The following is a 26,345-nucleotide window of genomic DNA, read 5'->3' on the forward strand; positions in this document are numbered from 1 at the left end:
TTACAAATTATCCACCTTGTATCCTACTCCCCAAACAGTTTTAATATATTTAGGCTCTCTTGGATTACTTTCAATTTTTTCACGTAGTTTTCTTATATGCACCATAACCGTATTATCAGATTTGAAAAATTCCTCTTTCCAAACTCTTTCATATATTTTTTCTATACTAAATACGATGCCTTTATTTCTTCCTAATAATTCTAATATATCAAATTCCCTTGGAGTTAACTTCACTTCCCTATCCCCTACAGTAACTTCATGTGTATCTGCATTTATTATAAGTTCATCTATTTCTATAATATTTTCATTTTTCATGGTCATAGGTACATTAAACTTTTTATATCTTCTTAACTGAGATTTTACCCTAGCTATTAATTCTAATGGATTAAATGGCTTAGTTACATAATCATCCGCCCCTGCAGTAAGTCCCCAAATTTTGTCCATATCTTGAGTTTTAGCCGACAACATGATTATAGGCATATTTTTCTCTTCTCTTATTTTCATACAAGCTTCTATACCATCCATTTTAGGCATCATTATATCTAAAATTATTAAATCTACCTTTTCCTTTTCTAATACATTAAGTGCTTCTTCTCCATTTTCAGCTTTCAACACCTTATATCCTTCGTTTCCCAGATATATTCCTATTAGATCCCTAATCTCTTTTTCATCATCTACAATTATAATAGTTTCTTTATCCATAAATATCATCCTCCCTATTAACATTGTACCAAATCTGTCCACTACATATTAACATAAACACATTATAAAATAGTTATTTATATTCTTAATAATTTCTTAATTTTATAAATCTTTTTCAAAAATTTATTTCGTAATCTTTTTATATATTGACAATATTTAAAACAACGTATATACTGTATATATACAACATGTACAGTATATACGATATATACACAAAGTAGAGGAGAATTAAAATGAATATAATTATATCTAACTCTTCTGGAGAGCCAATTTATGAACAAATAGTAAAGCAAATAAAAAACTTAATACTTATAGGAGAACTTACAGAAGGCGATGCCTTACCTTCTATAAGAAACCTAGCCCAAGAGCTAAGAATAAGTGTTATTACAACTAAAAGAGCTTATGAGGAATTAGAAAAAGAAAGTTTTATAGAAACTGTCCCTGGTAAGGGTTCTTTTATAGCAAGTCAAAATAAAGAATTACTAAAAGAAAAAAGAATGAGGCTCATTGAAGAAAAATTATCACAAGTTGTAGATGAAAGTAAACTAATAAATCTTAGCTTAAATGAACTTATAGAAATGCTAAAAATATTATATGAAGAAATTTAGGGGGAATGTATTATGAGTAATATATTAGAAATAAAAAATTTAAGAAAAGAATATGATGATTTTACATTAAAAGATATTAGCTTTAATTTAGAAAGAGGCTACATCATGGGATTTATAGGCCCTAATGGCGCGGGAAAAAGCACAACTATAAAACTTATAATGAATCTTATAAAAAAACAATCTGGAGAAATAAAGATCTTTGGCAAGGACAATGTAACAGATGAAAGAGAAATTAAGCAAAAGATAGGATTTGTATATGATGAAAACTATTATTATGAAGATTTGACTATAAGTGATATAAAAAAAATAGTAGCTCCCTTTTATAAATACTGGGATGAAGCAGTTTTCAATAAGTATTTAAAACAGTTTAATTTAAATCCAGGAAAGAAAATCAAAACTCTATCTAAAGGTATGAAGATGAAGTTTTCTTTAGCTGTTGCCTTATCTCATAATGCAGATTTGATAATTATGGATGAACCCACTTCAGGACTAGATCCTGTATTTAGATGTGAAATATTAGATATATTATACGAGCTAATTCAAGATGAAAATAAAAGCGTGTTTTTTTCTACTCATATAACCACAGACTTAGAAAAAATAGCAGATTATATTACTTTTATTAATAATGGTGAAATAGTTTTTTCAGAAAGCAAAGATAAAATTTTAGATAAATATGCTATCATCAAAGGCTCTAAAGAACTTTTAGATAGTGACACCGAAAAAGAATTCATAAAAGTTAGAAGAAATTCATTTGGTTTTGAAGCTTTAACAGATAATGTAGATAAAATAAAAAGGCTTTTCCAAAAAGATGTAGTTATAGATAAAGCTTCTTTAGAAGACATTATGGTTTATACTGTAAATAAATAAAAGGGGTGTTAGTATGTTAAATCTTATCTTTAAAGATATAATAGTTCAAAAAAGAAATCTATTATTTATGTTATTGTATCTTATTATATGCATATTTGCATTTAGGAGTATGCCTAGCCAAGCAATATTATATGTAATAACTTTAACTTACATTTTCTTTTTTATTACTGGATCTTATTCCTATGATGAAAAAAATAAAAGTCATTTAATGATAAGTAGTCTTCCCATCACTAGAAAAGAAATTATAATATCAAAGTATATTTCCATAATAATTTATAATATAGTGTCTTTATTCGTAGTATTCATATTTATCCTTTTAGCAAAACTTCTTAATCTACCTTTAACTACTGAATTCTTTACGCTAAATGACGTAATTAATATTTTTACTGTATCATTAATTTTAGGTTCTATTATGTTCCCTATATATTCAAAATTTACTGTTACAAAGAGTAAACTCTTAACATTTATTATTTATTTTTCATTCTTTACATTCACAAGTTCCCTAAGCTCTAGTTCAAAAGAAAATACTGTAAGTATAACTGGCAGATTTTTAAAACTTATTTTTAATAACAACCTTATATTTTTAGCTATTGTATTTATAATCTATCTTTTATCTATGTATGTTTCAATAAAAATATATGAATCCAAAGAGCTAAATTAAAAATATAAGGAAAGAGTGATTGTATGTTTAACTTAATTTTAAAAGACTTTTATCTTCAAGTTCATTTAACTTTCATTTTAGTCTTGCTATCCTTCCCGTTTCGAAATATTAATAGTAATTATATTGCATTTTCAGTGCTTATAATGCTTTTTAGTTTTGCAGCTACTATGGAATTTAATGATAGAGAAAATAAAAATAACTCTTTAGTTATATTGAGAAGTTTACCCATTGATAAAAATATAGTAATACTATCAAAATACCTATCCAGTTGTTTCATGTATTGCATATATGTTGTTATATTCCAATTTTATAATTTCTTGGGTTCAAATATTTATTCTAATATAATTATCAATCCTAAGTTAATATTTATAAATTTACTATTATTTATTGTATTGATTTCTGCTTATTATCCAATTAGCTTTATTAATAATAAAATATTAAACTCCTCTGTAAAGGTTGCATTTTGGCTTTTTATAATGTTTCTTTTTAATCTGTGGAGTAAAATACGGTATTTGATAAATTATTTATTTAATCTAAATCTTAAAAATATCCTTACTTTTACTATAATAACATTTAGGATATTTATTACTTCCTTTTTCATATCCAAGTTTATTTTAAATAAAGACTTTTAAGTAAAGGGTGATTGTATGTTTAATTTAATTTTAAAAGACTTCTTACTTCAAAAGAAAATAACCTTATTTACCATAGCCTACGCATTAGTTTTCAACTTAACATGTTATCTTAGTTCATCTAATTTAGATAAACTAGAAATTCTCCCTATTTTCGGTATTGTGTTTTTTACCTACTTATCTATATTTTATATGATAGGTATAGAAGAAAGAAATAAGTCTTTAGTGATAATAAATAGTTTACCTTTAGAAAGATCACAAATAGTTATTTCCAAATATATTTCTTTAATATTTTTTACTATTGTAAATGCACTAACATTATATTTACCAACTTTTATTTTCGGGATAATATTTAGAAATAATCAAATATATTCATTAAATTATAGTATTTTAACAGTATTTATTGCTCTACTTCTCATATTATTTTCCATATATTATCCACTATATTTTAAATACGGGTACAATTCTATGAGAGTTTTTTCTTTTATTTTTTATATTTTAATGTTTAGTATACCTGGCTTTTTGCAGAAACTGATGAAAAATAGTAATATATTTCATAAATTTGTTCAATATACTTTAACAAATCCTCAAAAAACACTATTAATATTATTTACACTTGCTTTAAGCATTTTCATTATTTCTTTATATTTTTCTATAGCCATATACAAAAACAAAGACCTTTAAAAAAACTCAGGTTTCATACCTGAGCTTTTTTATTATTCCTCTTCTTCTAATTTTTCTTTTAATAATTCTTCACCTTTATTTATCAATTCTTCTTTTTCCTCTCCATCCTCTGGAAAGGTTACTAAAGCTTGTTCAATAAAATAGTCTTTTAATCTTACATCTACTAATTTTAACTCTTCGTATGCATTTTTTATCTTTTCCTTAATTTCTTCCCCTTCTTGTTTACTACACTTAGGTACTATTCCTATAAAAGTAGTAAATCCAAGCTTAGCAAATAATTCTGTTTTATCAAATATCTTTTCCATCTCTCTATAAAACAAATCATTCAGTATTAAATATTCTTCATTGACCTTAATTTTTTCTTTTTCTTTAGATTTGACAAATGACATTATTAAAATAGATATTTCATAATTTTCTTCTTTAGCTGTTATAATTTCTTGTTCTAAATAATCTCTGAAATCAATATATATAGTCTCTTCTGATCCTCCCCATTTGCCACCACTTTTTATACATCTTACTACCCTATTTATTAACATATTACTATCGTAGGGTTTTAATATATAATCAGTAGCTCCTTTTTTTATTGATTTTACAAAAGTTTTTCTAGTATTTTCAGAAGTAACTACCATTATAGGTACATCAATATTTTTCTCTTTGATTTTTTCTATAACATGTAACCCATCTTCTCCATAAAGATTAATTTCTAAGATTATTAACCCTATAGAATCTTTATTTTCATAAAACCTATTGAAAAAATCAAAGGAAGTGCAGGTCTCAATAACTTCTATCCCCTTCTGTGATAAAAGTTCCTTTAACCTATATCTAGAGTATGCCAAATTCTCCAAAATAATAACTTTCTCCATAACATATCACTCTCAATTATTTTAATATTTTTTTTAACTATATTATAATCGTTATTAATTTCCAAATCTTTATGAGGTTTATCCTGAAAAGTTAATCAATTTTTTATTTGGAGAATTTTTTTATTATAAAATTTTATTTTTATAGCATTCCACCATCTACAGTTATAACTTGCCCTGTTATATATTTAGATTTATCACTAGCTAAAAATACTACAGTATTACCAATATCCTCACATTCACCAAATTTACAGAGAGGTATGTCTTCCTGTAATTCACTTACTTCTTCTTCAGATAGCCAACTATTCATTTCTGTATCTATTACCCCAGGTGAAATAGCATTTACTCTTATATTGGAGGGTCCTAGTTCCTTAGCCAAAGCTTTAGTAAATGAATTAATTCCTCCCTTTGAAGCAGAATATATAACTTCACATGAAGCTCCTACATTCCCCCACATAGAAGAAATATTAATTATACTTCCCCCATTTTTAGAAAGCATATGAGGTACCAAGCTATGGCAACAATTAAATACTCCTTTTAAATTAGTATTCATTATGTAATCCCACTCTTCTTCCTTAGCATCTATAAAAAGCCCTACTTTAGAAACACCAGCATTATTTACTAAAATATCTATTTTGCCAAACTCTTTAATTATTTCTTCTATCATAGCTTTACATTCAAAATAAGAGCTTACATCTGCTTTAAAGGCTTTTGCATATCCTATTTCATTTAAAGCATTTAAAGTTTTTTCTGCTTCCACTTCATTTTTTCTATAATTTATAACCACAGAGCATCCTGCTTTAACCAATTCTAAAGCTATTCCTCTGCCGATACCTCTTGACCCTCCAGTTACCAAAGCAACTTTTCCAGTTAATAATCCCATATTCATATATATGCACTCCCATTTCTATAATTAATTAATATTGCATAATATTTAACTTAGATAGCAATGATAATTATATATTATTTTATAACTTTTTTAAACTAAGGAAGTTATGATATCACAATGCAATTCTTATTAATTTCTAATTAATAAACTTGACTTTTAATCTAATACTATGTTATTATATTATTAACAAATAATTATTATTGATTAATACAAATTACAAGGAGGATTCAGATAATGATAGTTAAGTTTCAAAATAATCCAGTAACATTAGTAGGTAATAAAATAAATATTGGAGATGACGCTCCAGATTTTAAAGCTATAGATAACAATTTAAAAGAAGTATCCTTAAAAGATACTAATGGAGTAAGAATAGTACTTACAGTTCCATCTATTGATACACCTGTATGCGATTTAGAAGTAAGAACTTTTAACAACAAAGCTACATCAATAGACGGAGTATATATATATACTATATCCATGGATTTACCCTTTGCACAAAGCAGATGGTGTGGCGTTCATGGAGTAAACAATGTAACTACTCTTTCTGATTATAAGGATAGATTAGTAGGCAAAAATTATGGAACTTATATAGAAGAATTAGGATTGCTCACCAGAGCTGCTTTTGTTATAGATAGTAATAACAAAATAGTATATGTAGAATATTTAGAAGAAATTACTGATCAACCTAATTTTGAGGCTATTCTTAAAGCAGCAAGCGAAGCTAAATAAACTAAGAAGAGCCTTCACCATAACGTGAAGACTCTCTTTTTTTTATATTATGCATTCTCATCATACGACTGGCTTATATCGTCTCTTTTTACTATAGGCATATTCTCCAAATTATTGTATCCATCACTAACAGGAAGACTATTTAAAAATTCTTCCCCTAATTGAGCTACTTCTTCAGAAATTCCTTTCATAGCTCCTTGTTTAGATAAAATCATTGCTTCTTCCCTTGTAATTACTTCTCCATCCTCCAATTTATACCCTGATATCGCTCCCAATTCATCCCTAACTACTCCCACAATAGTGTGAGCAAAAGTTTGATCTATATACATAAAAACTCCTCCTTAATTTAGATTAATTTTTTATCCATATGTTTTACATAAAACGCACATATATAGTATCTCCTAGTAGTAAAAAAAATATAAATATTTAAAGTAATATAAAAATAGCACGAAAATCTAACAATAAGGGTTTATTATTGGGTGATATTTTAATGATAGATAATTTTGAACAACTTTTAAAAAATAAGAAGGTTATAAGTAAAGATGATGTATTAAAAATAAAAAAATATATTGAAATTAAATTTAAAAATTCTTCTAGTAAGGAGCAAGCTTCTGTTTTGTCTTCTACTATAAATGATGTAATCATCAACTCATTAAAAGGCATAAAAAACGAATTAAAAAATGAATTAAGAATAGACATTTTAAAAAATACATTTCTTATTAACAAAAATGTTATATATTTTTATGATGTGTTCTTAGTAATTATTTCTACTAATTTCAAAGACAAGATATCTATAGAAGAAATTCTCCAATGGATAAACTTTTCTATAGATAAAACAATAACCGAAGTAGAATTAAAAATCTATCTAGGAATAGATGTAGCTGATATCACTGAAAAAGCATTAGCTGAATCTGTTTCAGCTGAATCCACTGCAATTGAAGAAACTTCAGCAACAGAAATTATTAATATAAATAACCCTACAGAGAAAAGAATACAGTTCAATAATACTAAATTATATAAAATTATAGGATTATCAGCCTTAATTTTTTTAATAACAGGATATAGTTACAAAAAAATAAATTATTTCAATTCAACTTTAAATAAAAAGAATATAAAGGTAGAGAGCAATAAAGAAATATCTTTAGAAGAACTTAACACTTATCCTGGCATACCTGAATATTTTAGGTATAGAGAGATAAAAAAAGATAATTTAAAGAATTTTTTAAAAGAAAAAAACTCTCTTTTAATGGAAGAACCTTATTTCTCAACTATTTTAAAAACTTCAAAAGAATTTAACCTAAATCCACTAATTTTATTTTCTATAACTGGACAAGAACAAAATTTTGTACCTAAATCTGAAAAAAACGCTAAAAAGATAGCTAATAATCCTTTTAACGTATTTCATAGTTGGTATGAATATAATACAAACATAAGCGATTCTTCGCGGATAGCTGCACGAACTGTGCTAAATTTATGTAAAGATCGTCCTCCGAAGGAAGATCCTTTTAAATGGATAAACAAGAAATATGCAGAAGATAAAAATTGGTGGAAAGGCGTAAAAGGCATCTACCAAAAATTAGATATGATTGTTAAAGGTTAAGAGTTATAGTATATTTTCATAAAATCACTATAACTCTTTTATTCACTAAATATATTATAAACATTTTCCCAGCTAACATAAAACTTCAATCTACATCCTCATGTTTAAATTCTTCCACTTTTATCTCACCATTATTTTTAGTTATAGTTAAAGTATCTAATCCATATGGCGGATTGTGTGGCCCAACAAATGTTTCTATTTTAACTTTTAATCTGTATCCTTCTTTAGTTTGTTCAATATCTAAAATCCCAGCATCCATATATTGTCTGAACTCACCATAATAATTCTTAACAGCTTCATCAATATATGGAGATAACATAGATAAAATAAATTGCTGATTCAATTTATCTTTAAATACATACTCTGGTAAAGGATTGCCACTAAAATCTATAGATGTTAATAATAAATCAGGTAAATTCCTTATTGAACTAATCTCTTTTATTTGATTATTTGATATATCTAAATTTTTTAGATTACTCAAGTTACTTAATGCATTAATGTTAGAAATATTATTATTGTTAACACTTAAGCTAACTAATGTATGCAATAAGCCTAATTCATCTATATCCCGAATATTATTGTATCCTAATCCTAAATTTTTTAAGTTTTTTAAAGCACCTAATCCTTTTAGTTCTTTAATCTCATTTCTATCTAAAGATAGATTTTTCAAATTATTAAGTGAACTCAGTCCCTCTACATCATTAATCTTATTATTAGATAACTCTAAGTATTGTAAATTTTTCAAAGAATTCAAAGGTCTAATATCTGTTACTTGGTTTCCATATAAATTTAAATAATCCAGATTTGATAAATAACTTAAAGATTTGATATCAGCAAGAAAATTTTGAGCTAACTCTAATGTTGTTAACTTAGTTAAGTTTTTTAAAGAATCAATGTTGGATATTTTGTTCATTCCTAATGATAAATCTGTTAAATTAGTTAGCTTTCCTAAAGGATCTATGTTCTCAATTTGATTAATATATAGATCTAAGCTTTGTAAATGATTCAAAGCACTTAAAGGCTTTAAATCACTTACTTTATTACTATATAAACTCAAAGCTTTTAGCTTAGTTAAATTATTTAATACACTTATATCAGTAATTTTATTACTTTCTAAGTTTAATTCTGTTAAGTTAGTTAAATTACTCAACGGACTAATATCAACTATTTTATTATATCCTAATCGCAAGTACTCAAGATTAGTTAAACTACTTAGCTGTTTAATATTTGTTATTTCATCAAACCATAAATCTAATTTTTTCAAACCAGTTAAATATTGTATTCCTTCTAAATTGGAGATTTTTTGATGATGAATAGTTAACTCTTGAATACCATTAACATCACTCACATAAATTTCTCCTTTAGGCTTATTTATCTTATCTCTTATTGCTTTTTCTAAATTATTATCTTGAAAGTATATTCTCTTGTTATCTTGTTTATTAACAAATTGGTCTACTGATATAATTAAATTTAAAGAATTGATTGTTTCATTTTTAGATAACGCATATACATTTATTGGACTTAACAACAATCTAAAAATAATAAAATTAATAAAGAATATTTTATATATTTTATTATCCAACTTATATCCTCCTAAAATTATATAAATTCTTATAATATATCTTTAGTAGAAACAAAGTTTATATACTTAAGATTTTTACCTATTTAAACATTACTTGTTTATGACAGTTAAAACAAAATCCTTGCAAAATGCAAGGATTCATTAGCTATATGAAATTTTTTTATATTAATAAAAAATTCTTTTCTTTATTCTTCTCTATTCACCCTTCACTCTTCACTAAATAAAGAATGTCCTAATCTACTATGCTCTGCACTCTATTCCATGTTATCTGAATTAAGCTTTCCTATCATAAACATAGTCTTCATACCTAAAGAAGTAAACTTAGCTTCATATTCTGTAACTACATTTTTATCAAAATCTGAATTATGAAGATCATAAGTTAAATATTCTATAGAAAGTCCTGCTTCCTTAAAATACTCTTGAGAAGCCTCAAATAAATCTGTATCATCAGTTTTAAACCAAATTTCGCTTCCTGATTTTAAAAACTTTTTGTATTCTGTTAAAAATTTAGTATGAGTAAGTCTTCTTTTATTATGTCTATCTTTTGGCCATGGGTTACAGAAATTTATATATATTTTTTCTATTTCATTCTTTTCAAATAGTTCAGCAATAAAAGTAATATTTAAAGGAACAATTCTAACATTTGTTAGTTCTAACTCCTCTACTTTTCTTAGTGCATAAATTAAAACTTCATCCTTTAAATCTACCGCCACATAGTTTATATCTCTATTTGCATCAGCTTTTTTAGATATAAATCCTCCTCTTCCACAACCTAACTCTAAGTGAATAGGATTATTGTTTTTAAATTCCTCTTTCCATCTTCCTTTAAAATCTCTTGGATTTGTTATACAAAGTGGAGCTTCCTCCATTTCAGGTCTTGCCCACCATTTCTTCCTAAGTCTCATTTTTATCCTCCGTTTTCTAAAAAAATTACATCGTAATTTATTATATCATGTCTATTTAAATTGTAATATACTAAACAAAATTTTGCACCTTATCTCTAATACTCATTTTATATATAGAAACTAAAAATAAAGTTGCAGCAAAAGCCCATAGTATTATTATATGCATTTTTATATCCGAAAATTGAGCCCCACTTTGTAATTTATAAATAGCTTCTATAGCCCATTTTTGAGGAACGAAGTTAGACATCTTTTGAATATGATTAGGCATTATAGAAAGATCCCAAAAGCAACCTCCAAGCATACAGGTAGGAATAGTAACCACTGTGCTTAAAGAGCTAGCCTGATTAGAAGAATTAGAGAAGGCCATTATAACCATACCTATACCTATCGCCGCTGCACCAAAACTTAATAATATAAAAATCAATTGTATACTCGGCACATATGTAGCTATACCTAAAACTTTAGTTACCAAAACAACTATAGTAATTACCTGAATGCATACTATAAAGAAATTTGCCAACACATTTCCACCTACATAAGTTTTTGAATTTACAGGAGCAGCACAAATTCTATAGTAGGTTCTATTTCTTCTTTCTTTTATTATAAGTCTTGATACGTTTCCTGTGGCAAACATCATAAACATTATTAAAAATCCAACACCTGAATAAGTAACTCCTTTATTTAAAGCAGTATCCTCCATCTTTCTTTCAATAATCTTTATTTCTCCATCTTTATACCCCTTATATATTCTATTAAACTTATTCAAATCTCCTTTAGAAGCTTTATTTATATCTAATAAATTTTTTATATAATAATTTGAATACTTTTTTACAAGTGCAGTTGCAGCCTCCCCCTTTATTGAAAACATATCTATTCCTTTAAAACTACCATTATAGATACTTTGAGTAAAATCTTTTGGAAATACAATTACACAATCAACATCTCCTTTAGCTACAACATCCTTTATATCCTTATCTTTTACCTGAATAAATTTAAACTTCTTAGTAGAAATTAAATAATGGACCATATCCTTTGACAGTATTTTTTCATCTTTATTATTTATTCCTATAAATATAGCTTTATTTTGAGAAGCTTTATTACTATATACATTCATAGTGATTACAAAACTTATTATTGGAAGTAAGAAATATACTATTATATTACTCTTTTTTCTAAAAACCATTTTTACATTATTAATAAATAAGATAAATATATTTCTCAATTAAACCACCTGCCTTTTGTATATCAAAGATGAAATACTCAAAAACACTACAGCAATTATCATATTAATACCTATAGCAATTTTTATATTTTGAATATTATTAGAATAAATAAAAGTAAATAGAGCATCATTGGTCCATTTTAAAGGAGATAAATTAGAAATAAGATTTATAGTGTTACTCTTAAAATCTCCTATTGGAACATATCCTCCTCCAAAGAATGTTATACATGGTATTATTATATTTAATAATGCACTAGACAAAGTATCCTTCTTTGTCATAAAGGCTACTCCTACTCCTATAGATATAGCCATTATTACTTCCGACAATACAACCAAATATATAGGTATCATATTATCTCCAAAGTAAGCCTTTAATACATATTTACTAAAAAGAATAACTATAAAACTCTGAAGCAAATTAACTACTATATTACCTAAAACTTTTCCTCCTAATATTTCAACTTTTTTTATTGGGGCACACATTATTCTGTTAAAAGTATTTCTAATATACTCTCCACCTATACCAAACGCACCATATAACGCAGCATAAAGTATTATCATTGTTAACATTGTAACAGCATAATAGTCTATAGCCCTAGGAGATCTGTTTTTCTGTATACTTATTTCATTTACATAGCTAACCTCTTTTTCATCTATTAATTCCCCTGACATTGTAGAACTTTCCTTATAAATTTCCATTACTGTATTATATCTATCTACATAAATATTTAATATAGTTTGAATTAAATCCGATTTAAAGTTGTATCTTGTATTTTTATAAAAATCTATTTTTTTATCCTTTTCGTCTACCTTTATATAACACACATAAGTGCTATCTTTCACCTTTTCTATAGCCTGTTTTTCATCGTCTGTCTCTATGGTTTCTATTCCTAAATTATTCAAAGTCTTCGTAAACCCTTTGAAATTATGGCTTATGCTTTCCTTTCCTTCTGTTTTATATACTACCTTAGTATCCTTAAAACTTATAGAATCATCAAAAGCACCTGCTAATGCTGAGCCAAGTATTATCATCAAAAGTATTGGATAAAGCACCATCATAGCCATAGATTTTTTATCCCTTAAATTTTGTTTTATTTCTTTAATAGCTATAATAATAAATTTCATATTCCCACCCCTAATCTCTTAGCTTTCTTCCAGTAAGAGTTAAAAATACGCTTTCTAAATTAGGCTTTTTAGACTCAATATTATCTATAGAAATATGATTTTTCATAAAGTATAGTATTATTTCATCTAAATTATTTATATCCTTATTACTACTTATATCTACTAAGTTATTGTTTATCTGTACAGATACAACTCCCTTTATTCTTTTTATATCTTCTTCCTTAATTTTTTCAATAGAATCCACTGTAATTAGCACTCTATGTTTATCCCATACTATGGATTTCAATTCTTCTTTTGTCCCTTCTCCTATAAGCTTACCATGATCTATTATTCCTATTCTTGTGCAAATTTCCTCCACTTCCTCCATATAGTGACTAGTATAGATTATAGTAGAACCTAAACTATTTAATTTTTTTACAGATTGAAGTACATGATTTCTTGATTGAGGATCAATTCCTACTGTTGGCTCATCCATTATTATAAGCTTTGGTTTATGCGCTATAGCACAAGCTATATTTAATCTTCTTTTCATTCCACCTGAAAATTCATCTGGAAAATTTGCATACTTATCCCCCAGCCCTACAAAATCCAATGCTTCACTTACGCTTTGTTTTAATTTTTCTCCTTTTAACCCATATAAACTGGCAAAAAACCTCACATTTTCATAGGCATTTAAATCCTCATATATAGCTATATCCTGAGGAACAATACCTATATTGCGCTTCACATAATCACATTCTTTTTTTATATCTTTATCTAAGATAAATACTTTACCATTATTCATAGTCAATAAGCTACATATTATATTTATCATAGTACTTTTTCCTGCCCCATTAGGCCCTAAAAGTCCATATATCTCTCCTTCTTCTATATTTAAATTCACATTATCTACTGCTATAAAATCTCTAAATTTTTTAGTCAAGTTTTCTATTCTAACTATTTTCATAGCAATCCCCCTAAAATTTTTAACATTCTTTACAATAATTATATAAAAAAGTGACTTTCCTGTTTAGTATGGAAAGTCACTTTCACTTATGACAAAAGTCATATATTATTTATTACCTTTTATATAATAGATCGCTATTTGCGTTCTATGTTCTAATCCTGTTTTATTTAATATAGATGTTATATAATTTTTCACAGTACCTTCTGATATATACAATTTCCCAGCTATTTCTTTATTAGACAACCCTTCAGATATAGCTTCTATAACATCCATTTCTCTTTCAGAAAACATATCCTTATCAAAATTTCCTTCTTCCCTTGAAGATAATCCATCCTTAACTTTTTCCATCACTACGTCTTGTAATACTGTGTTGCCTGAATAAACCATTTTTATGGCATCCTTTATTTTTTCTGGAGAATTATTTTTTAATATATATCCCTTAGCCCCATTTTTTATAGCACCCATTATATATTCATCTTCATCAAAGGTAGTTAGTATTAGAGGCTTTGTTTTTGTTTTTGTTAAAATTTCCTTAGCTGCATCTACCCCATTTAGAACTGGCATTCTTACATCTAATAAAGCTACATCCACTTCACAATTTATACATACATCTAATGCCTTTAATCCATTTTCTACCGCATCTATTATCTTTATTTCTTCATCCATGCCTAATATTATTTTTAAACTTTCCCTAATTAGTGAATCATCATCTGCAATTAAAACTTTAATAGCCATAAATAAAAATCTCCCTCTAAAATTATGAACCTACTTAATAGGTAAAATTAGTATAACAGAAAACCCCTTAGATCCATCTATTACTACTTTTCCACCTATCTCTTCACATCTTTCTTCCATTCCCTTTATCCCCATACTTTTCTTTATATCAAAACTTCCAATCCCATTATCCCTTACTTCTACTTTTATAATCTTATTAAATATTTGAATATTTACTGTTACTATGGTAGCCTTTGAATATTTTATAGTATTAGTAATACATTCTTTTATACTATCATAAATTATCTTCCAGTGTGCATAAGTTATATTTTGAAGGTTTCCGCTATGCATTAAATTACATCTAATATTAGTTCTAGAAGAAACTTCATTTAGCATAAGTCTTATTCTATTTATACCCATCTGCTCTGAAGCAGGTTTAATATTTCTTAAAGTTATTCTTATACTTTCTATGCCTTCTCTTAATACTTTTATAGTATTATCAACGAAAAGACCTGCTTTTTCTTTATCTTTATCCATAAGTAATTTTGCTGCTTCTAATTGCATAAGGCTACCTGATATAGTATGACCTATTTTATCATGCATTTCCTGGGCAATTTTGTTTCTTTCTTCTAGCTTAGACGTATACATTATTTGATTTTCATACTCTAAATCCTTATTTATTTTATTAAATAATATATCATTTTTTTCTCTTAAAATGTCATTTTCCTCTAAAAGTTTTTCTATCCTATAATTACTTTTATAAGCCAGTATATATATCAAATAGCTAAAAAGTAATATAAGAAAATATTCTCCCCTTATACTATTATGTATAAAAATGGGGGAAATAAATATTAACCCTATTGTATATGTATTGTTAAAATTGTTACTATATATAAACTGAATATAATTAATTGGAATAATAAACAAGAAGATACTATTAACATAGGAACCTAAACATATTATTAAAACTATGGATAAAATATCCGCCATATTTTTAAGTTCCTTTTTGTTCATTATATAGTAAATCATATTAATGGCTATATATAATAGCACTCCTAGTATTATTAAAGAATCTTTTCCATAACCACCTTGAATATACTTTAAAGCACAATATATTAAAATAATGAACTTGTTAAATATTATCCATTTATTCATTTAAATCCTTCTTTATATACTAAATATATTTAAAAATAAAGAATATACATATGTAGCGGGTCTTCCTACTAAAGTCTCCGCAACTCCTGGTATTGCTATGAATAGTATAAGTATTACAAATTGATATCTATATATTGTATCAGAAATTTGATAAAACTTTGCAGGTGCTATATCTCTAAGTACATGAAATCCATCTAATCCTGGTAATGGCATTATATTAAAAAATGCCAGAATACAATTTAAATATACTGTTTTATTTAATATCATAATTATAATATACATGACACTTCCACTATATATGGTAGTTAGTTTAAGTATAGCAGACAATATTCCTGAAAATACAAAAGCAGTTAAAAGATTTGCTATAGGTCCTGCAATAGATACCTTTAAATCATCTTTATAATAATTTTTAAAAGCTCTTGGATTTACTTCCACAGGCTTTGCCCATCCAAAATGAGTTAATAATATGAATATAAATCCTATAGGATCTATATGTGATATAGGATTTAAAGTAAGTCTTCCTTGAAATTTAGGAGTTTTATCTCCTAATCTATCAGCTACCCATGCATGAGCAAACTCATGAAAAGTAAAAGCTATAAGTATTGCAGGTATAGTTAATATAGTCTCTAATAAATTCTTTGTCAAAAAAATCATCCTCTCTTAAATTAGATGTAAAATTATTATATCAAAGGCAGTCATTCTTCTCAATGAATGGAAATATAAAAAAAAAGTGCAAAGCACTTTTTTTTAGAGTACAGATGACAGAGCACAAAGTACAGATGAAGAAGCTTTTCTTTCGTTAACACTACAAAAAAGCGTAAATTTAATATTAATATAATTTATTGCAATAAATACTAAATCCAGTTCCTAAATCAGCTAAATTTACAATCTATGGACTAAATTTTTATGGTGTAAAATTCTCCTTATCTGTACTCTATACTCTTTGCTCTGTACTCTAAAAAATTGCCACACAATTTATTTAAAGTTTGTCTTTACTAATTTTCCATCCTTTATTGAAGCAACTCCAGTAGAATATATTTGAAGGAATTTTCCTGTATACGAAGTTTCCTTACCTGTAGAAACTTCTTTTATTATTCCTTTTAAATTATCGTTTATCAAAATTTTTCCTTGTTCTGATACAAATATGTCTTTTTTATCTGCTGGTTCTCTTAAAGGAATTACATTCCACTGACTAGTTTGCTTGTCTAATGTTCCAAAATAAATTTTTGTTATCTTATCATTTTCCATAGAACCTATATATACATTATCATCACTATCTACTCCTAAAATTCTTGGTTTGTCAACTCCACTTATACGAATAGATTCATCCATATTAGTAGCATATATTCTATTGTAAGTGGCATCTTCATATAAAAGCTTATCATCATGATATAGTATAGCTGTTTTTCCAACTAAATAAGCTTTTGTGTTTACTTTTTTCATTTCCTTCATAATATTTATCCAATAAAGACTGCTTCTACCACCACTTCTAGCTACTTTTACATATATTACATTAGTTAAAGTAGATGCTTGTATGTTTTCCACTTCAGAATTTTCATCTGCCCAAGTTAAATCTTTTATTTCTTCTTTAGTATTCTTATCTACATCATAATAAGACAACTTAAATCCAGCACCTTCATCATTATTGTGCTTTTCTCCTATTAACATTCTATTTCTATCAGAAAGCCATTTATAATATGATACTTTTACCCCTTCTGCAAAAGATACATCTATATTTTGTCCTGTTTTTGTATTGCACACCTGTAATTTATCTCCATCATAATAAGCTACATATTTACCATCAAAGGATACGCTAATATGTTCCGCATTATCTGGAATACTTACATTTACCTCTGGTTTTTTATCTGAATTTTTATTTTCTACTTTTTTAACTTTTACGGTAGCATTTGTAGCCAGATAATATTTATCTACATAGAAAAAACCTATAAACTGTATTAATAGCGATATACCTATCCAAATAGTTATTTTCTTTAAGTTTTTCATTTTTTCCTCCAATTCTAAGGCTTAACATATATAATAGAAGGTACAGCTCTTTCTCCAAGTGGATCACAAGGATTATTTATTACTTCATCTTCGTAATACATTGTTGCAGAAGACCCTCCATCTAGATTTGTTGCATTATAAGCTCCATATTCCAACATCACATCTTGCACATCTCTTAGTGTAGCCCCGGGATTAGTAAGTTGTCTTCCATCTGCTACAAAAAGAAGCATAGCTCCATCTTTTCTCTGTCCTATTGCTGTTCTTGGTGCTATTCCCCAACCACCATCACCTGACTTTATTGCTGGCTCACCATTAACTACAAGTGCTGGTCCAAAGGTTATAGCTTCTGTAACACCTAATGCTTTCATTTCATTTATGCTATGTCTTCCTACAAGCAAAACTCCTTTAGAAGTAATAGCTACTACATCGTCTCTTTTATCTGGATTCTTAGAATCATTATGAATCATTTTACCATCACTCATTAATATACCTACAGGTTGTCCTCCAGTGCCAGTCCAATTTCCATCGTTGTTTTTATCAGTAAACCCTCCACCATTAATAGCTGCTACTGCATTATTAGATCTTGCAATTTGACTAGTAAGTTCTCCTGATTTACCTAATTTACTACTATACCCAACTTTTACCCTTGTTGGATCATGAACTACCAACATATATCCCTTAAATTTTTTACCTTCAACATCATATCTTTCTATACTATCGTCATGTTTATTTTCAAATTGTAATGTTTTAACTTCATCTCCCTGATCAATTACCTGTACTACATCTTCATTTAATATTTCTTTTATCTTTTTGTCAGATAAAAATGTAGTAGCAAAATATTGATGACTTAGAGTACTCATCGCTGCACCAACAAAAGTTTTTCTTACATTCTTAAAAGGTCCATAAAATAATATTAAAGGTGCAGTAATGCCTGTAAATATAAATTCAAACAATATAAAAAGCATAAATATTTTAAAAGAAAACTTTTTTTTCTTTGCTTTTCTTTTTTTAGCCATATTTCAACCTATCCTTTCTCAATACATAGATACTTTTATTTTACAATAAATATTATAATTTTTAAATAGCAATTAATATATTTATACTTTATTTATACTAAATTGTATACATGTAAATTATTAATATTCTTTTAACATATGGTTAATATACTTTAAAAGGTTATATATTGATCACAAAAAGTTACAGTTAGGGATAAATATCCCTAACTGTAACTTTTCTATTAATTCATTTTTATAATCTTTTAGAAGCTTCGTAAGCCAATGGTGATCTTTCACATTCATCATATTTTAAAGTAACTTGATAGCACAAATCGCTACCCTTCATTTTTTCTGAAGCATAGCATAATCCATTAGATCTAGAATCTAAAAATGGATGATCTATTTGATCTGGATCTCCTATAAGCATAAGTTTTGTTCCTTCTCCTACACGAGTTATAATTGCTTTAACCTGTTTAGGAGTTAAATTTTGAGCCTCATCTATAATAACCCAATTCTTTACTATAGATCTTCCTCTTAAGTATGCTACAGCTTCTGTAGTTATTATTCTTCTATCAAATAGTTCCCTTATTTTGTCTGTTAATTCTTTTTCATTTTTATATCTTTCTTTTTCGTCAGAATCAACTAAAATCTCCAAATTATCAAAAACCGGCCTCATAAATGGTGATATTTTTTCCTCTTCCGTTCCTGGTAAAAATCCTATATCTTCATCCATGGTTACATTAGGTCTACATACAAGCACCCTTCTATATTGATTAGTTCCTTCTTCTAATATCTTATTTAATCCTACTGCTAAAGAAAATAGAGTCTTAGCAGTTCCTGCGGGTCCCTTTACAATAACTAATGGAGCTGTAGTAGCATTAGTATACAATGATTCTAACATAAATTTTTGTCCCACATTTCTTGGAGTTAATCCTAATGGACACATATCCTTATAATACAATGGAATAACTTTTTTCCCATCGAATCTTCCCAATGCTGTTTTTCTTGGATTATCTAATGAATGGAGTATTATAAATTCATTACTATATAAATTAGGAATTTTATACTCATCATTGCTGCTACAATAGTATACCAAATCCTTAATATCTATAACTTTATTGTGATAAAATTCATCTATCTTATCTGATGAGGCATATAGTTCTATTCTTCCAGTATATTGACTATCATTCTCAGGCACTACCTTTTCATAAAAATCTTCTACATCTATATCTACGGTATCTGCTTTTATTCTTTCAAATATATCCTTAGTAATTAAACATACATCTTCTCCTTGCTCTTTTAGACCTTTACATACCTGTATTATTCTATTATCTGGCTTAGCCTTATCCCATGGAATGGGTATTATTGTATCCTGGTGGTTCATTTCAACTCTTAACTTTCCTCCACCAGGTAATTCTACCCCTTTATTCAATTTACCCTCTTTTCTTAATTTATCTAGCAATCTAGAAGCATATCTAGCATTTGCTCCCAAATCATTCTTATCCTTTTTGAAAGAATCCAATTCTTCTAATACCACTTCTGGTATAACTACATCATTTTCTCCAAAGGAAAAAATGGCACCAGGAGAATACAGAATAACATTGGTATCCAGTACATAGGTCCTCTTCAAGAAGCATTCCCCCTATCCTTATTAATACTATACTATGCAGTAGAAATTTAGTTGATAGTGAAAATTTAGTTAATATATATTATGATAAAAACCAAAAAAATAGAATGAGACAATAATTGAATCCACTTTTTATAGATTAATTTTAAAAACATAAACCTAAAATTTCACAATGTATCTTACCAATATTTCAACAGAATATTTATTTTTTATATAGTTAAACTAATTTGTATGGAGGTGATATACTATGGAAAACAGATCAAAATTAGCTCCTCATGAAACACTAGAACTTCATGAATTATTAACAACCAGTGTCCTTGCAGCTAAAAAAACTAATGCGACTCTATCAATGGTAAATGATCAGGAATTAAAAAACTTTTTACAATGTTCTCTAGATAGTAAAAAAGCAACTATTCAGGAACTGCAAGATTTTTTAAAACAAAACCTATAATTTAAAGGAGGTTAATAATATGGGACTATTTGATATGGACGACAACACTATAAATTCTATGGATGACAAAGATATAGCTCTAGACACTTTAGCAGCTTCAAAAACAGATATATCTCTATTAAGTAAAGCTATACCTGAAACTACTAATCCACAGCTTAGACAAATGTTAACTGCCCAACTAAATTCTTGCATAGCCGACCACTTTAAATTATCTGATATGGCTATACATAAAGGATGGTATCCTGCTTACTCCTCTCCACAGGATCAGTTAAGGAATGATTTAAAAAGCGCTGAAGATTTAAATATTTAATAAATTTCATACTATAATTAATAAGGTTATAAAATTTACTTCTTAAACTTATAATTTAACAATTTTGTCAACTAAAACTAAAAAGCCATGGATTATTCTCATAATCTATGGCTATAATTATATTTCTTTTATAACTAATTCGTTAATTTATATATCATTTTTCAGGTTTACTATACTTATTTCTATTCTTATACTTTTTAATGCGAAAAAAATGCAAAAACTGAAAAATAAAAGAGCTTACCTCTCTGTAAACTCTTGCATTTCAACATATGGTAGCTCCAAGGGGAATCGAACCCCTGATTCCACCTTGAGAGGGTGGCGTCTTGACCGCTTGACCATGGAGCCATAATATTTAATTCATCTGACTCAAATATTATATAATAAATATTTAATTTAGTCAACAATAATTTGGAATTTTTTATAGAATACAAATTATATTCTTAACATGGTTAATAATGAAGAAAAATTTTCTTCTGTCAACACTACCATAAATTAAAAGTTAAAAAGCGAGAGAATTTTTGCTATAAGCAAAAATTCTCTCTTTATTTATCCTTTATTGTTTTAAAAAATTCTTTTTAATTCTCAACTAAATAAAAACCGTTCTCTGTTATCTGCACTCTGTATTTTGCTCTCTACTATCTGTACCCTGTACTCTATTCTCTGTACTCTGAATTAAGGCTCCAATAACTCCTCCAATTATAGCAGGTAATATCCAAGAAAAACCTTGAGCCGCTAATGGAAGTTTATTTATAATATTTTCTACAAAGGAAATTTTTATGCCAATAGAACTTAATGAACCAAAGATGCTTACTAATAAAGCTCCATATACTGATCCTGTATATATTCCCTTTTTATTTATATATTTACATAATAAATTAGTAACAATAAGCACAATTACTACAGGATAAGCAGTTACAAGTACTGGTACTGCTAATTTAATTATAGTTTCAACTCCATAATTTGAAATAAAGCAACTAAATATACATATAGCTAAAACTATTGATTTATAACTTATTTTTCCGTTACTCAACTTACTAAAATAATTTGCTGTAGTCGCTGTAAGCCCAACAGATGTAGTAAGGCATGCTATAGAAATAGCTCCTCCAAAAATAACCTTGCTCCAATCACCTAATAATCCTTGTGTTATAAGAATAAGCAATTCAGTTCTTGTAGTATCTTTAGGAAAAACTCCGCTAGCTGTGGATCCTATATATAGCAATCCTCCATAAACTGTTCCAAGACATATAGCTGAAACTATACCAGATTTTATTGTAATATCTATCTGATCTTTTCTAGTTTTATATCCCTTTGAAATTAAACTTCCTATAACCATTTGTGCTAAAATGATAGAACCTAAGGCATCCATAGTTTGATATCCCTCTGTAAACCCTTTAGAAAATGCCTTATCTAAGCCAGTATTAATAGGATTTCCAAGAGGTGTAATAATACCCTTAAATATAATTGTAAATAGTGCTATTAGTAAAATTGGTGTTAATATAGATCCTACTTTGTCTACAACAGAAGACTCATTCATAGTGAAAATATAGGTAATAGTAAAATAAATTATTGATACTAATATAGGATTTACATTTCCTAATAACGGCTGTACTCCTAATTCAAAAGTAGTTGCTCCTGTTCTAGGTATACAAAAAAGTGGTCCTATAGATAACATTATAATAGAACAAAGTATTGTACCAAATGATTTTCCTATTTTATTTGTTAAATCTTCAGTTCTTCCCCCAACTATTGCTACTGCTACTATACCCAAAAGAGGAAGGCTTATACATGTAAGTAAAAAACCTAAAGCAGTCCATAACCATTTATCTCCTGAAATAAATCCTAATGTTGGAGGAAATATTAAATTTCCTGCACCAAAAAAGATTGAAAATAGTGCAAAACCTGTTACTAGTACATTTTTAAAATTCTTATTCATAAATTAACCCCCTTAATATTTATAAAAAATCACATTTAATTTTTTTAGTAAAAAGTTGCTTTACAGTCTTTTTTAATAATAAAAAAAGCATTCATCCCTAAAGGGACGAATGCTTCGTGTTACCACCCTAATTGATTTATATGATAGATATGATTATTAATACCTCATCTTCTATCAAAATTGGAAATAATAATGAATACCTACGAATAAATTTTTTCTGAAAGTTCCTTTAACAAAATTCATATGAATGAAGTAATTCTCATAAACAAGCTTCATTTCAGCCTAAGAATTATCTAATTTATCCAATAAAAAAACGCCCCTGTAAAGGGACGAAATATTCGCGTTACCACCCAATTTGATATAAATAAATCCTCTCTATCCTTGATAACGTTAGGAATCCGGCTCAGCTTAATAATAAAAATATTTTCAGCTTACAATTCAGGAATGAATTTTCATTATACTCATTATCCGGTTTGCACCAACCACCGTCTCTCTTCATAATTTAAATATAATTACTTTTTTCCTTCATTATTTTTTATATATTCAATTATTTATACATATTTTATAAGAAAAGTATCTAATATACAAGTGAAAATTTACGCATTTTTATGTAAATATTAACTTATATATGTATTATTCTCTATTATACTTTATAATTCTACATTATATACATTTTACTTTAAATTTATCCACAAATATACGCAAATCATACTTACAAAAGAATATATATAATCTAATAAATTCAACTTATTTTTAACCTTACCACCATATTTGCCTAAAACTTGTCCAAAATGCATGTGCATATGACCCCTTTCCCATCTTCTATACTATAAGTATACAGGAAAAGAACTAATATGGAAATACCAAACCAAATTTTTTTTGTTAAATTTAGATATTTTAAATATTTACAAAAATTTAACTAGCAAAAATAATAAAATTTCATAAATCACCACTAAATGTTATTTATAAATTCATAAAACAACATTTTCATTTGTTCACATTTTAAAAACATCTTTTCTGGATGCCATTGCACACCTATTACTGAAACATCGCCCAATTTTTCTATACCTTCTATTACTCCATCCTTTGACTTTGCAGAAACCACAAATCCTGGCGCTAAATCCTTTACAGCTTGGTGATGAAAGCTATTAACTATTATACTATCTCCTAATATTTGTTGAAGTTTTGTTCCTTTTTCCATAATTATAGTATGTATTCCTACATCATATCTTGACTTTTGATTATGTTGTATATAAAATTCATTTCTACTAGGTAAATGTTGATATAAAGTTCCACCATAAGCTACATTTAAAGATTGTACACCTCTGCATATTCCTAAAATAGGTTTTTTTAATTCTTCGCAGGACTTTATAACCATCATATCATAATTATCTCTTTCTGGTATTATTTCTCCTGATAAAATTTCTGATTCTTCGCCATACATAAGTGGATTAACATCGCAACCACCTGTTATTATAACTTTATCCACTAATTTTATTTGCTCTTTTACTGTTGAATAATCCCTTAAAAATGGTAGTATTATAGGAACTCCTCCGCACTGTATTACCGCTTCTATATAATCTTCATTTGAATATATTCTTTGATAACTTGGAAATCCATCTCTCTTAACAATTTCTATATCTGCAACAATACCAATTAACTTTTTCCCCATAATTCTCATCCCCCAAAACCTATATTTTTATTCCATAGCTCTAACTATGGATAAATTCTTTTTCTAAAAAGAATAAGAATTTATAAAAATCACAGTTCTCAAGAACTCTCTTAATGAGGTTTAGATAAATAAAGTGCCTCTATGTAAACCTAAGAATCACTTGATAGTTTTTGTATCATATACTTTATAGCCTTTTATAAGACCTAAATATTTATCTAAAGCTTTATTATCTAAATCCCCTTCATATATTATTCCTAAAGCATCCCCACTATGAGCACCTATTATCCCATATCCACCTATTTCGTCTTTTATTTTTAACACTAACGGTAATATAGGATAGCTTAATCTTTTTTCATTTCTGATAATACTCTCAGTAGCACAACATGCTATAGTTTTTATATCTTTATTTTCTATTCCCTTTATTAATTTTTCTGCTAAATCTTCAATATTACTTAATGGTGGTAAAGGCTTTTTATTAAATTCCACCGTATCCACTATTCTATTTCCTTCAAAAACTAATATATTAAATTCACAGTAGCTTCCTATTTTCTTTTTATATTTTCCTTCCTTATAATCAAATATAGTCATATCTTTAAATATTATGCTATCAGTAGGCTCAATATTTATGCAATTTCTTATAATCTCATCCTCTTCATATTTTTTATTAAATAATTTCAAAAGAGAATAATATACTCCGCACAAATCTGCAGTACTACTAGCAAAGCCTTTTCCTTCAGGTATATTTGATTTTATTTCTATATCAAAATTTTTTATATAATCTTCATATCCCCATTCTGTAAGCAAGTTACTTAAAAATCTTGAAGACTTTAAATGATTACATTTTAAGCTCGGTTCATTACTCTCAAAAACTTTCACTCTTGTGAATAAATTTATAGGACATGAGCATAAAATATCTTTATCATTTATTTTCCCTTGAATTATTTCACCAAAACTTGCCGGATAATGTACTACAGCTTCCATAACTAATCTCCTTATAATTGCTTTTTCTAAAAATATTATGCAATTTTTATTTTAACAATGGATAGTTAGTATGTAAATAGATAAAACTAAACTTAGTTAAAATGAATTAATCAGTTTATTTTTGTCAAGCCATAGTATATATTAAAAAGTAAAAATATTATCATATTGACATAAATATAATCCAATGTTAGACTCAAATGGATTTATAATGATATTTAAATATAATATTAGTAGTTTATAGGTACCTTAATTTAGGTTTAAATGGGAAAGAAGTCAAATGCTTCTGCGGTCCCGCCACTGTATTGAGGAGTTTACTAGCAATTTGCCACTCACTTTTTTGGGGAAGGCGCTAGTAAATAATGATTCTAAGCCAGGAGACCTGCCTATAAACCATATACTTAGCCTACGAGGATATGCTAATGGTTTAAACATATAATATTAAGCCATTATCTTATTTGATAATGGCTTTTATTTATACTTAATCTAAAAATTCA

At 27.2% G+C, this 26,345-nt stretch carries 28 protein-coding genes, 1 tRNA gene, 1 riboswitch and 1 other annotated feature; of the genes, 9 read left to right on the forward strand and 20 right to left on the reverse strand.

Annotated elements, in window-relative coordinates; translation table 11 throughout:
• Positions 1 to 702 (reverse strand): response regulator transcription factor, encoded by a 702-nt coding sequence (locus tag T514_RS0107250; protein ID WP_027624173.1) that lies wholly within the window; start codon positions 700 to 702, stop codon positions 1 to 3.
• A gap of 233 nt (positions 703 to 935) precedes the next feature.
• Here T514_RS0107250 and T514_RS0107255 point away from each other — a divergent pair, with 233 nt between their 5' ends.
• From T514_RS0107255 to T514_RS27680, 5 genes are read left to right on the forward strand one after another with little or no spacing between them, the layout of a single operon-like run.
• Positions 936 to 1,310 carry a GntR family transcriptional regulator gene (locus T514_RS0107255; RefSeq protein ID WP_027624174.1) on the forward strand — a complete coding sequence of 125 codons (375 nt, stop codon included), beginning with the start codon at positions 936 to 938 and terminating at the stop codon, positions 1,308 to 1,310.
• A 12-nt stretch (positions 1,311 to 1,322) separates the two neighbouring features.
• Positions 1,323 to 2,177, forward strand: coding sequence for a phenol-soluble modulin export ABC transporter ATP-binding protein PmtA (gene pmtA, locus T514_RS0107260; protein WP_027624175.1), 855 nt, complete (start codon positions 1,323 to 1,325; stop codon positions 2,175 to 2,177).
• 13 nt (positions 2,178 to 2,190) lie between these two features.
• A complete protein-coding gene (locus T514_RS0107265; protein ID WP_027624176.1) occupies positions 2,191 to 2,838 on the forward strand; it encodes an ABC-2 transporter permease in 648 nt (215 codons plus the stop codon).
• A 23-nt stretch (positions 2,839 to 2,861) separates the two neighbouring features.
• On the forward strand, positions 2,862 to 3,470 hold the full coding sequence (locus T514_RS27675) for an ABC-2 transporter permease (RefSeq protein WP_084284401.1): 609 nt from the start codon (positions 2,862 to 2,864) through the stop codon (positions 3,468 to 3,470).
• A 15-nt stretch (positions 3,471 to 3,485) separates the two neighbouring features.
• A complete protein-coding gene (locus T514_RS27680) occupies positions 3,486 to 4,151 on the forward strand; it encodes an ABC-2 transporter permease (RefSeq protein WP_027624177.1) in 666 nt (221 codons plus the stop codon).
• A gap of 32 nt (positions 4,152 to 4,183) precedes the next feature.
• Here the strand turns inward: T514_RS27680 and T514_RS0107275 are convergent, their stop codons facing one another.
• Entirely contained in the window at positions 4,184 to 5,014 is an 831-nt protein-coding gene (locus tag T514_RS0107275) for a response regulator (protein ID WP_027624178.1), read from the reverse strand.
• A gap of 139 nt (positions 5,015 to 5,153) precedes the next feature.
• Positions 5,154 to 5,894: an elongation factor P 5-aminopentanone reductase gene (gene ymfI, locus T514_RS0107280; RefSeq protein ID WP_027624179.1), complete on the reverse strand. Its 741-nt coding sequence runs from the start codon at positions 5,892 to 5,894 to the stop codon at positions 5,154 to 5,156.
• A gap of 240 nt (positions 5,895 to 6,134) precedes the next feature.
• Here ymfI and tpx point away from each other — a divergent pair, with 240 nt between their 5' ends.
• On the forward strand, positions 6,135 to 6,629 hold the full coding sequence (gene tpx / locus T514_RS0107285; RefSeq protein WP_027624180.1) for a thiol peroxidase: 495 nt from the start codon (positions 6,135 to 6,137) through the stop codon (positions 6,627 to 6,629).
• Between the two features lie 47 nt (positions 6,630 to 6,676).
• On the opposite strand, the gene T514_RS24105 is transcribed toward tpx, so the two are convergent.
• Positions 6,677 to 6,958: a DUF3892 domain-containing protein gene (locus tag T514_RS24105; RefSeq protein WP_051541882.1), complete on the reverse strand. Its 282-nt coding sequence runs from the start codon at positions 6,956 to 6,958 to the stop codon at positions 6,677 to 6,679.
• Positions 6,959 to 7,119: 161 nt separating this feature from the next.
• On the opposite strand from T514_RS24105, the gene T514_RS0107295 reads away from it, so the two are divergent.
• Positions 7,120 to 8,229, forward strand: coding sequence for a hypothetical protein (locus T514_RS0107295; protein WP_051541885.1), 1,110 nt, complete (start codon positions 7,120 to 7,122; stop codon positions 8,227 to 8,229).
• 85 nt (positions 8,230 to 8,314) lie between these two features.
• Here T514_RS0107295 and T514_RS24110 read toward each other — a convergent pair whose 3' ends face one another.
• The 11 genes from T514_RS24110 to T514_RS0107350 all read right to left on the reverse strand — a co-directional run bounded on the left by T514_RS24110 (position 8,315) and on the right by T514_RS0107350 (position 20,507).
• Positions 8,315 to 9,811 (reverse strand): leucine-rich repeat domain-containing protein, encoded by a 1,497-nt coding sequence (locus tag T514_RS24110; protein ID WP_051541888.1) that lies wholly within the window; start codon positions 9,809 to 9,811, stop codon positions 8,315 to 8,317.
• A gap of 254 nt (positions 9,812 to 10,065) precedes the next feature.
• Positions 10,066 to 10,716 carry a tRNA (guanosine(46)-N7)-methyltransferase TrmB gene (gene trmB, locus T514_RS0107305; protein ID WP_027624182.1) on the reverse strand — a complete coding sequence of 217 codons (651 nt, stop codon included), beginning with the start codon at positions 10,714 to 10,716 and terminating at the stop codon, positions 10,066 to 10,068.
• 70 nt (positions 10,717 to 10,786) lie between these two features.
• A complete protein-coding gene (locus tag T514_RS0107310; protein WP_027624183.1) occupies positions 10,787 to 11,938 on the reverse strand; it encodes an ABC transporter permease in 1,152 nt (383 codons plus the stop codon).
• Positions 11,939 to 13,063: a SagG family ABC transporter permease subunit gene (locus T514_RS0107315; protein ID WP_027624184.1), complete on the reverse strand. Its 1,125-nt coding sequence runs from the start codon at positions 13,061 to 13,063 to the stop codon at positions 11,939 to 11,941. It abuts the gene before it with no gap.
• A gap of 10 nt (positions 13,064 to 13,073) precedes the next feature.
• A complete protein-coding gene (locus T514_RS0107320) occupies positions 13,074 to 14,009 on the reverse strand; it encodes an ABC transporter ATP-binding protein (protein WP_027624185.1) in 936 nt (311 codons plus the stop codon).
• A gap of 105 nt (positions 14,010 to 14,114) precedes the next feature.
• Complete coding sequence (locus T514_RS0107325; RefSeq protein ID WP_027624186.1) at positions 14,115 to 14,744, reverse strand: response regulator transcription factor; 630 nt, start codon at positions 14,742 to 14,744, stop codon at positions 14,115 to 14,117.
• A gap of 30 nt (positions 14,745 to 14,774) precedes the next feature.
• Positions 14,775 to 15,878: a sensor histidine kinase gene (locus T514_RS0107330; RefSeq protein ID WP_027624187.1), complete on the reverse strand. Its 1,104-nt coding sequence runs from the start codon at positions 15,876 to 15,878 to the stop codon at positions 14,775 to 14,777.
• 12 nt (positions 15,879 to 15,890) lie between these two features.
• Entirely contained in the window at positions 15,891 to 16,532 is a 642-nt protein-coding gene (locus T514_RS0107335) for a site-2 protease family protein (protein ID WP_156939828.1), read from the reverse strand.
• 321 nt (positions 16,533 to 16,853) lie between these two features.
• A complete protein-coding gene (locus T514_RS0107340) occupies positions 16,854 to 17,882 on the reverse strand; it encodes a hypothetical protein (RefSeq protein ID WP_027624189.1) in 1,029 nt (342 codons plus the stop codon).
• A gap of 14 nt (positions 17,883 to 17,896) precedes the next feature.
• Positions 17,897 to 18,898 carry a phosphodiester glycosidase family protein gene (locus tag T514_RS0107345; RefSeq protein WP_027624190.1) on the reverse strand — a complete coding sequence of 334 codons (1,002 nt, stop codon included), beginning with the start codon at positions 18,896 to 18,898 and terminating at the stop codon, positions 17,897 to 17,899.
• A gap of 232 nt (positions 18,899 to 19,130) precedes the next feature.
• A complete protein-coding gene (locus T514_RS0107350; protein ID WP_027624191.1) occupies positions 19,131 to 20,507 on the reverse strand; it encodes a PhoH family protein in 1,377 nt (458 codons plus the stop codon).
• Between the two features lie 244 nt (positions 20,508 to 20,751).
• On the opposite strand from T514_RS0107350, the gene T514_RS0107355 reads away from it, so the two are divergent.
• The gene (locus T514_RS0107355) at positions 20,752 to 20,955 is read left to right on the forward strand and encodes a hypothetical protein (protein WP_027624192.1); all 204 of its coding nucleotides are present in this window, start codon (positions 20,752 to 20,754) and stop codon (positions 20,953 to 20,955) included.
• Positions 20,956 to 20,974: 19 nt separating this feature from the next.
• A complete protein-coding gene (locus tag T514_RS0107360; RefSeq protein ID WP_027624193.1) occupies positions 20,975 to 21,265 on the forward strand; it encodes a spore coat protein in 291 nt (96 codons plus the stop codon).
• Positions 21,266 to 21,535: 270 nt separating this feature from the next.
• Here T514_RS0107360 and T514_RS0107365 read toward each other — a convergent pair.
• The 5 genes from T514_RS0107365 to T514_RS0107385 form a co-directional block, all read right to left on the reverse strand.
• A tRNA-Glu gene (locus T514_RS0107365) sits at positions 21,536 to 21,610 on the reverse strand.
• 262 nt (positions 21,611 to 21,872) lie between these two features.
• Positions 21,873 to 23,198, reverse strand: a complete 1,326-nt coding sequence (gene brnQ / locus T514_RS0107370; RefSeq protein ID WP_027624194.1) for a branched-chain amino acid transport system II carrier protein — start codon at positions 23,196 to 23,198, stop codon at positions 21,873 to 21,875.
• 322 nt (positions 23,199 to 23,520) lie between these two features.
• Positions 23,521 to 23,736, reverse strand: a binding site (T-box leader).
• 136 nt (positions 23,737 to 23,872) lie between these two features.
• A complete protein-coding gene (locus tag T514_RS27510) occupies positions 23,873 to 23,995 on the reverse strand; it encodes a hypothetical protein (RefSeq protein WP_278246516.1) in 123 nt (40 codons plus the stop codon).
• A 155-nt stretch (positions 23,996 to 24,150) separates the two neighbouring features.
• Complete coding sequence (locus T514_RS0107380) at positions 24,151 to 24,870, reverse strand: gamma-glutamyl-gamma-aminobutyrate hydrolase family protein (RefSeq protein WP_027624195.1); 720 nt, start codon at positions 24,868 to 24,870, stop codon at positions 24,151 to 24,153.
• A gap of 156 nt (positions 24,871 to 25,026) precedes the next feature.
• Positions 25,027 to 25,851, reverse strand: coding sequence for a GHMP family kinase ATP-binding protein (locus tag T514_RS0107385; RefSeq protein ID WP_027624196.1), 825 nt, complete (start codon positions 25,849 to 25,851; stop codon positions 25,027 to 25,029).
• A 222-nt stretch (positions 25,852 to 26,073) separates the two neighbouring features.
• Positions 26,074 to 26,252, forward strand: a riboswitch (cobalamin riboswitch).
• Positions 26,253 to 26,345: the final 93 nt, after the last annotated feature.

The sequence above is a fragment of the Clostridium lundense DSM 17049 genome (assembly GCF_000619945.1).
In the GTDB taxonomy this organism is placed as follows: domain Bacteria; phylum Bacillota; class Clostridia; order Clostridiales; family Clostridiaceae; genus Clostridium_AO; species Clostridium_AO lundense.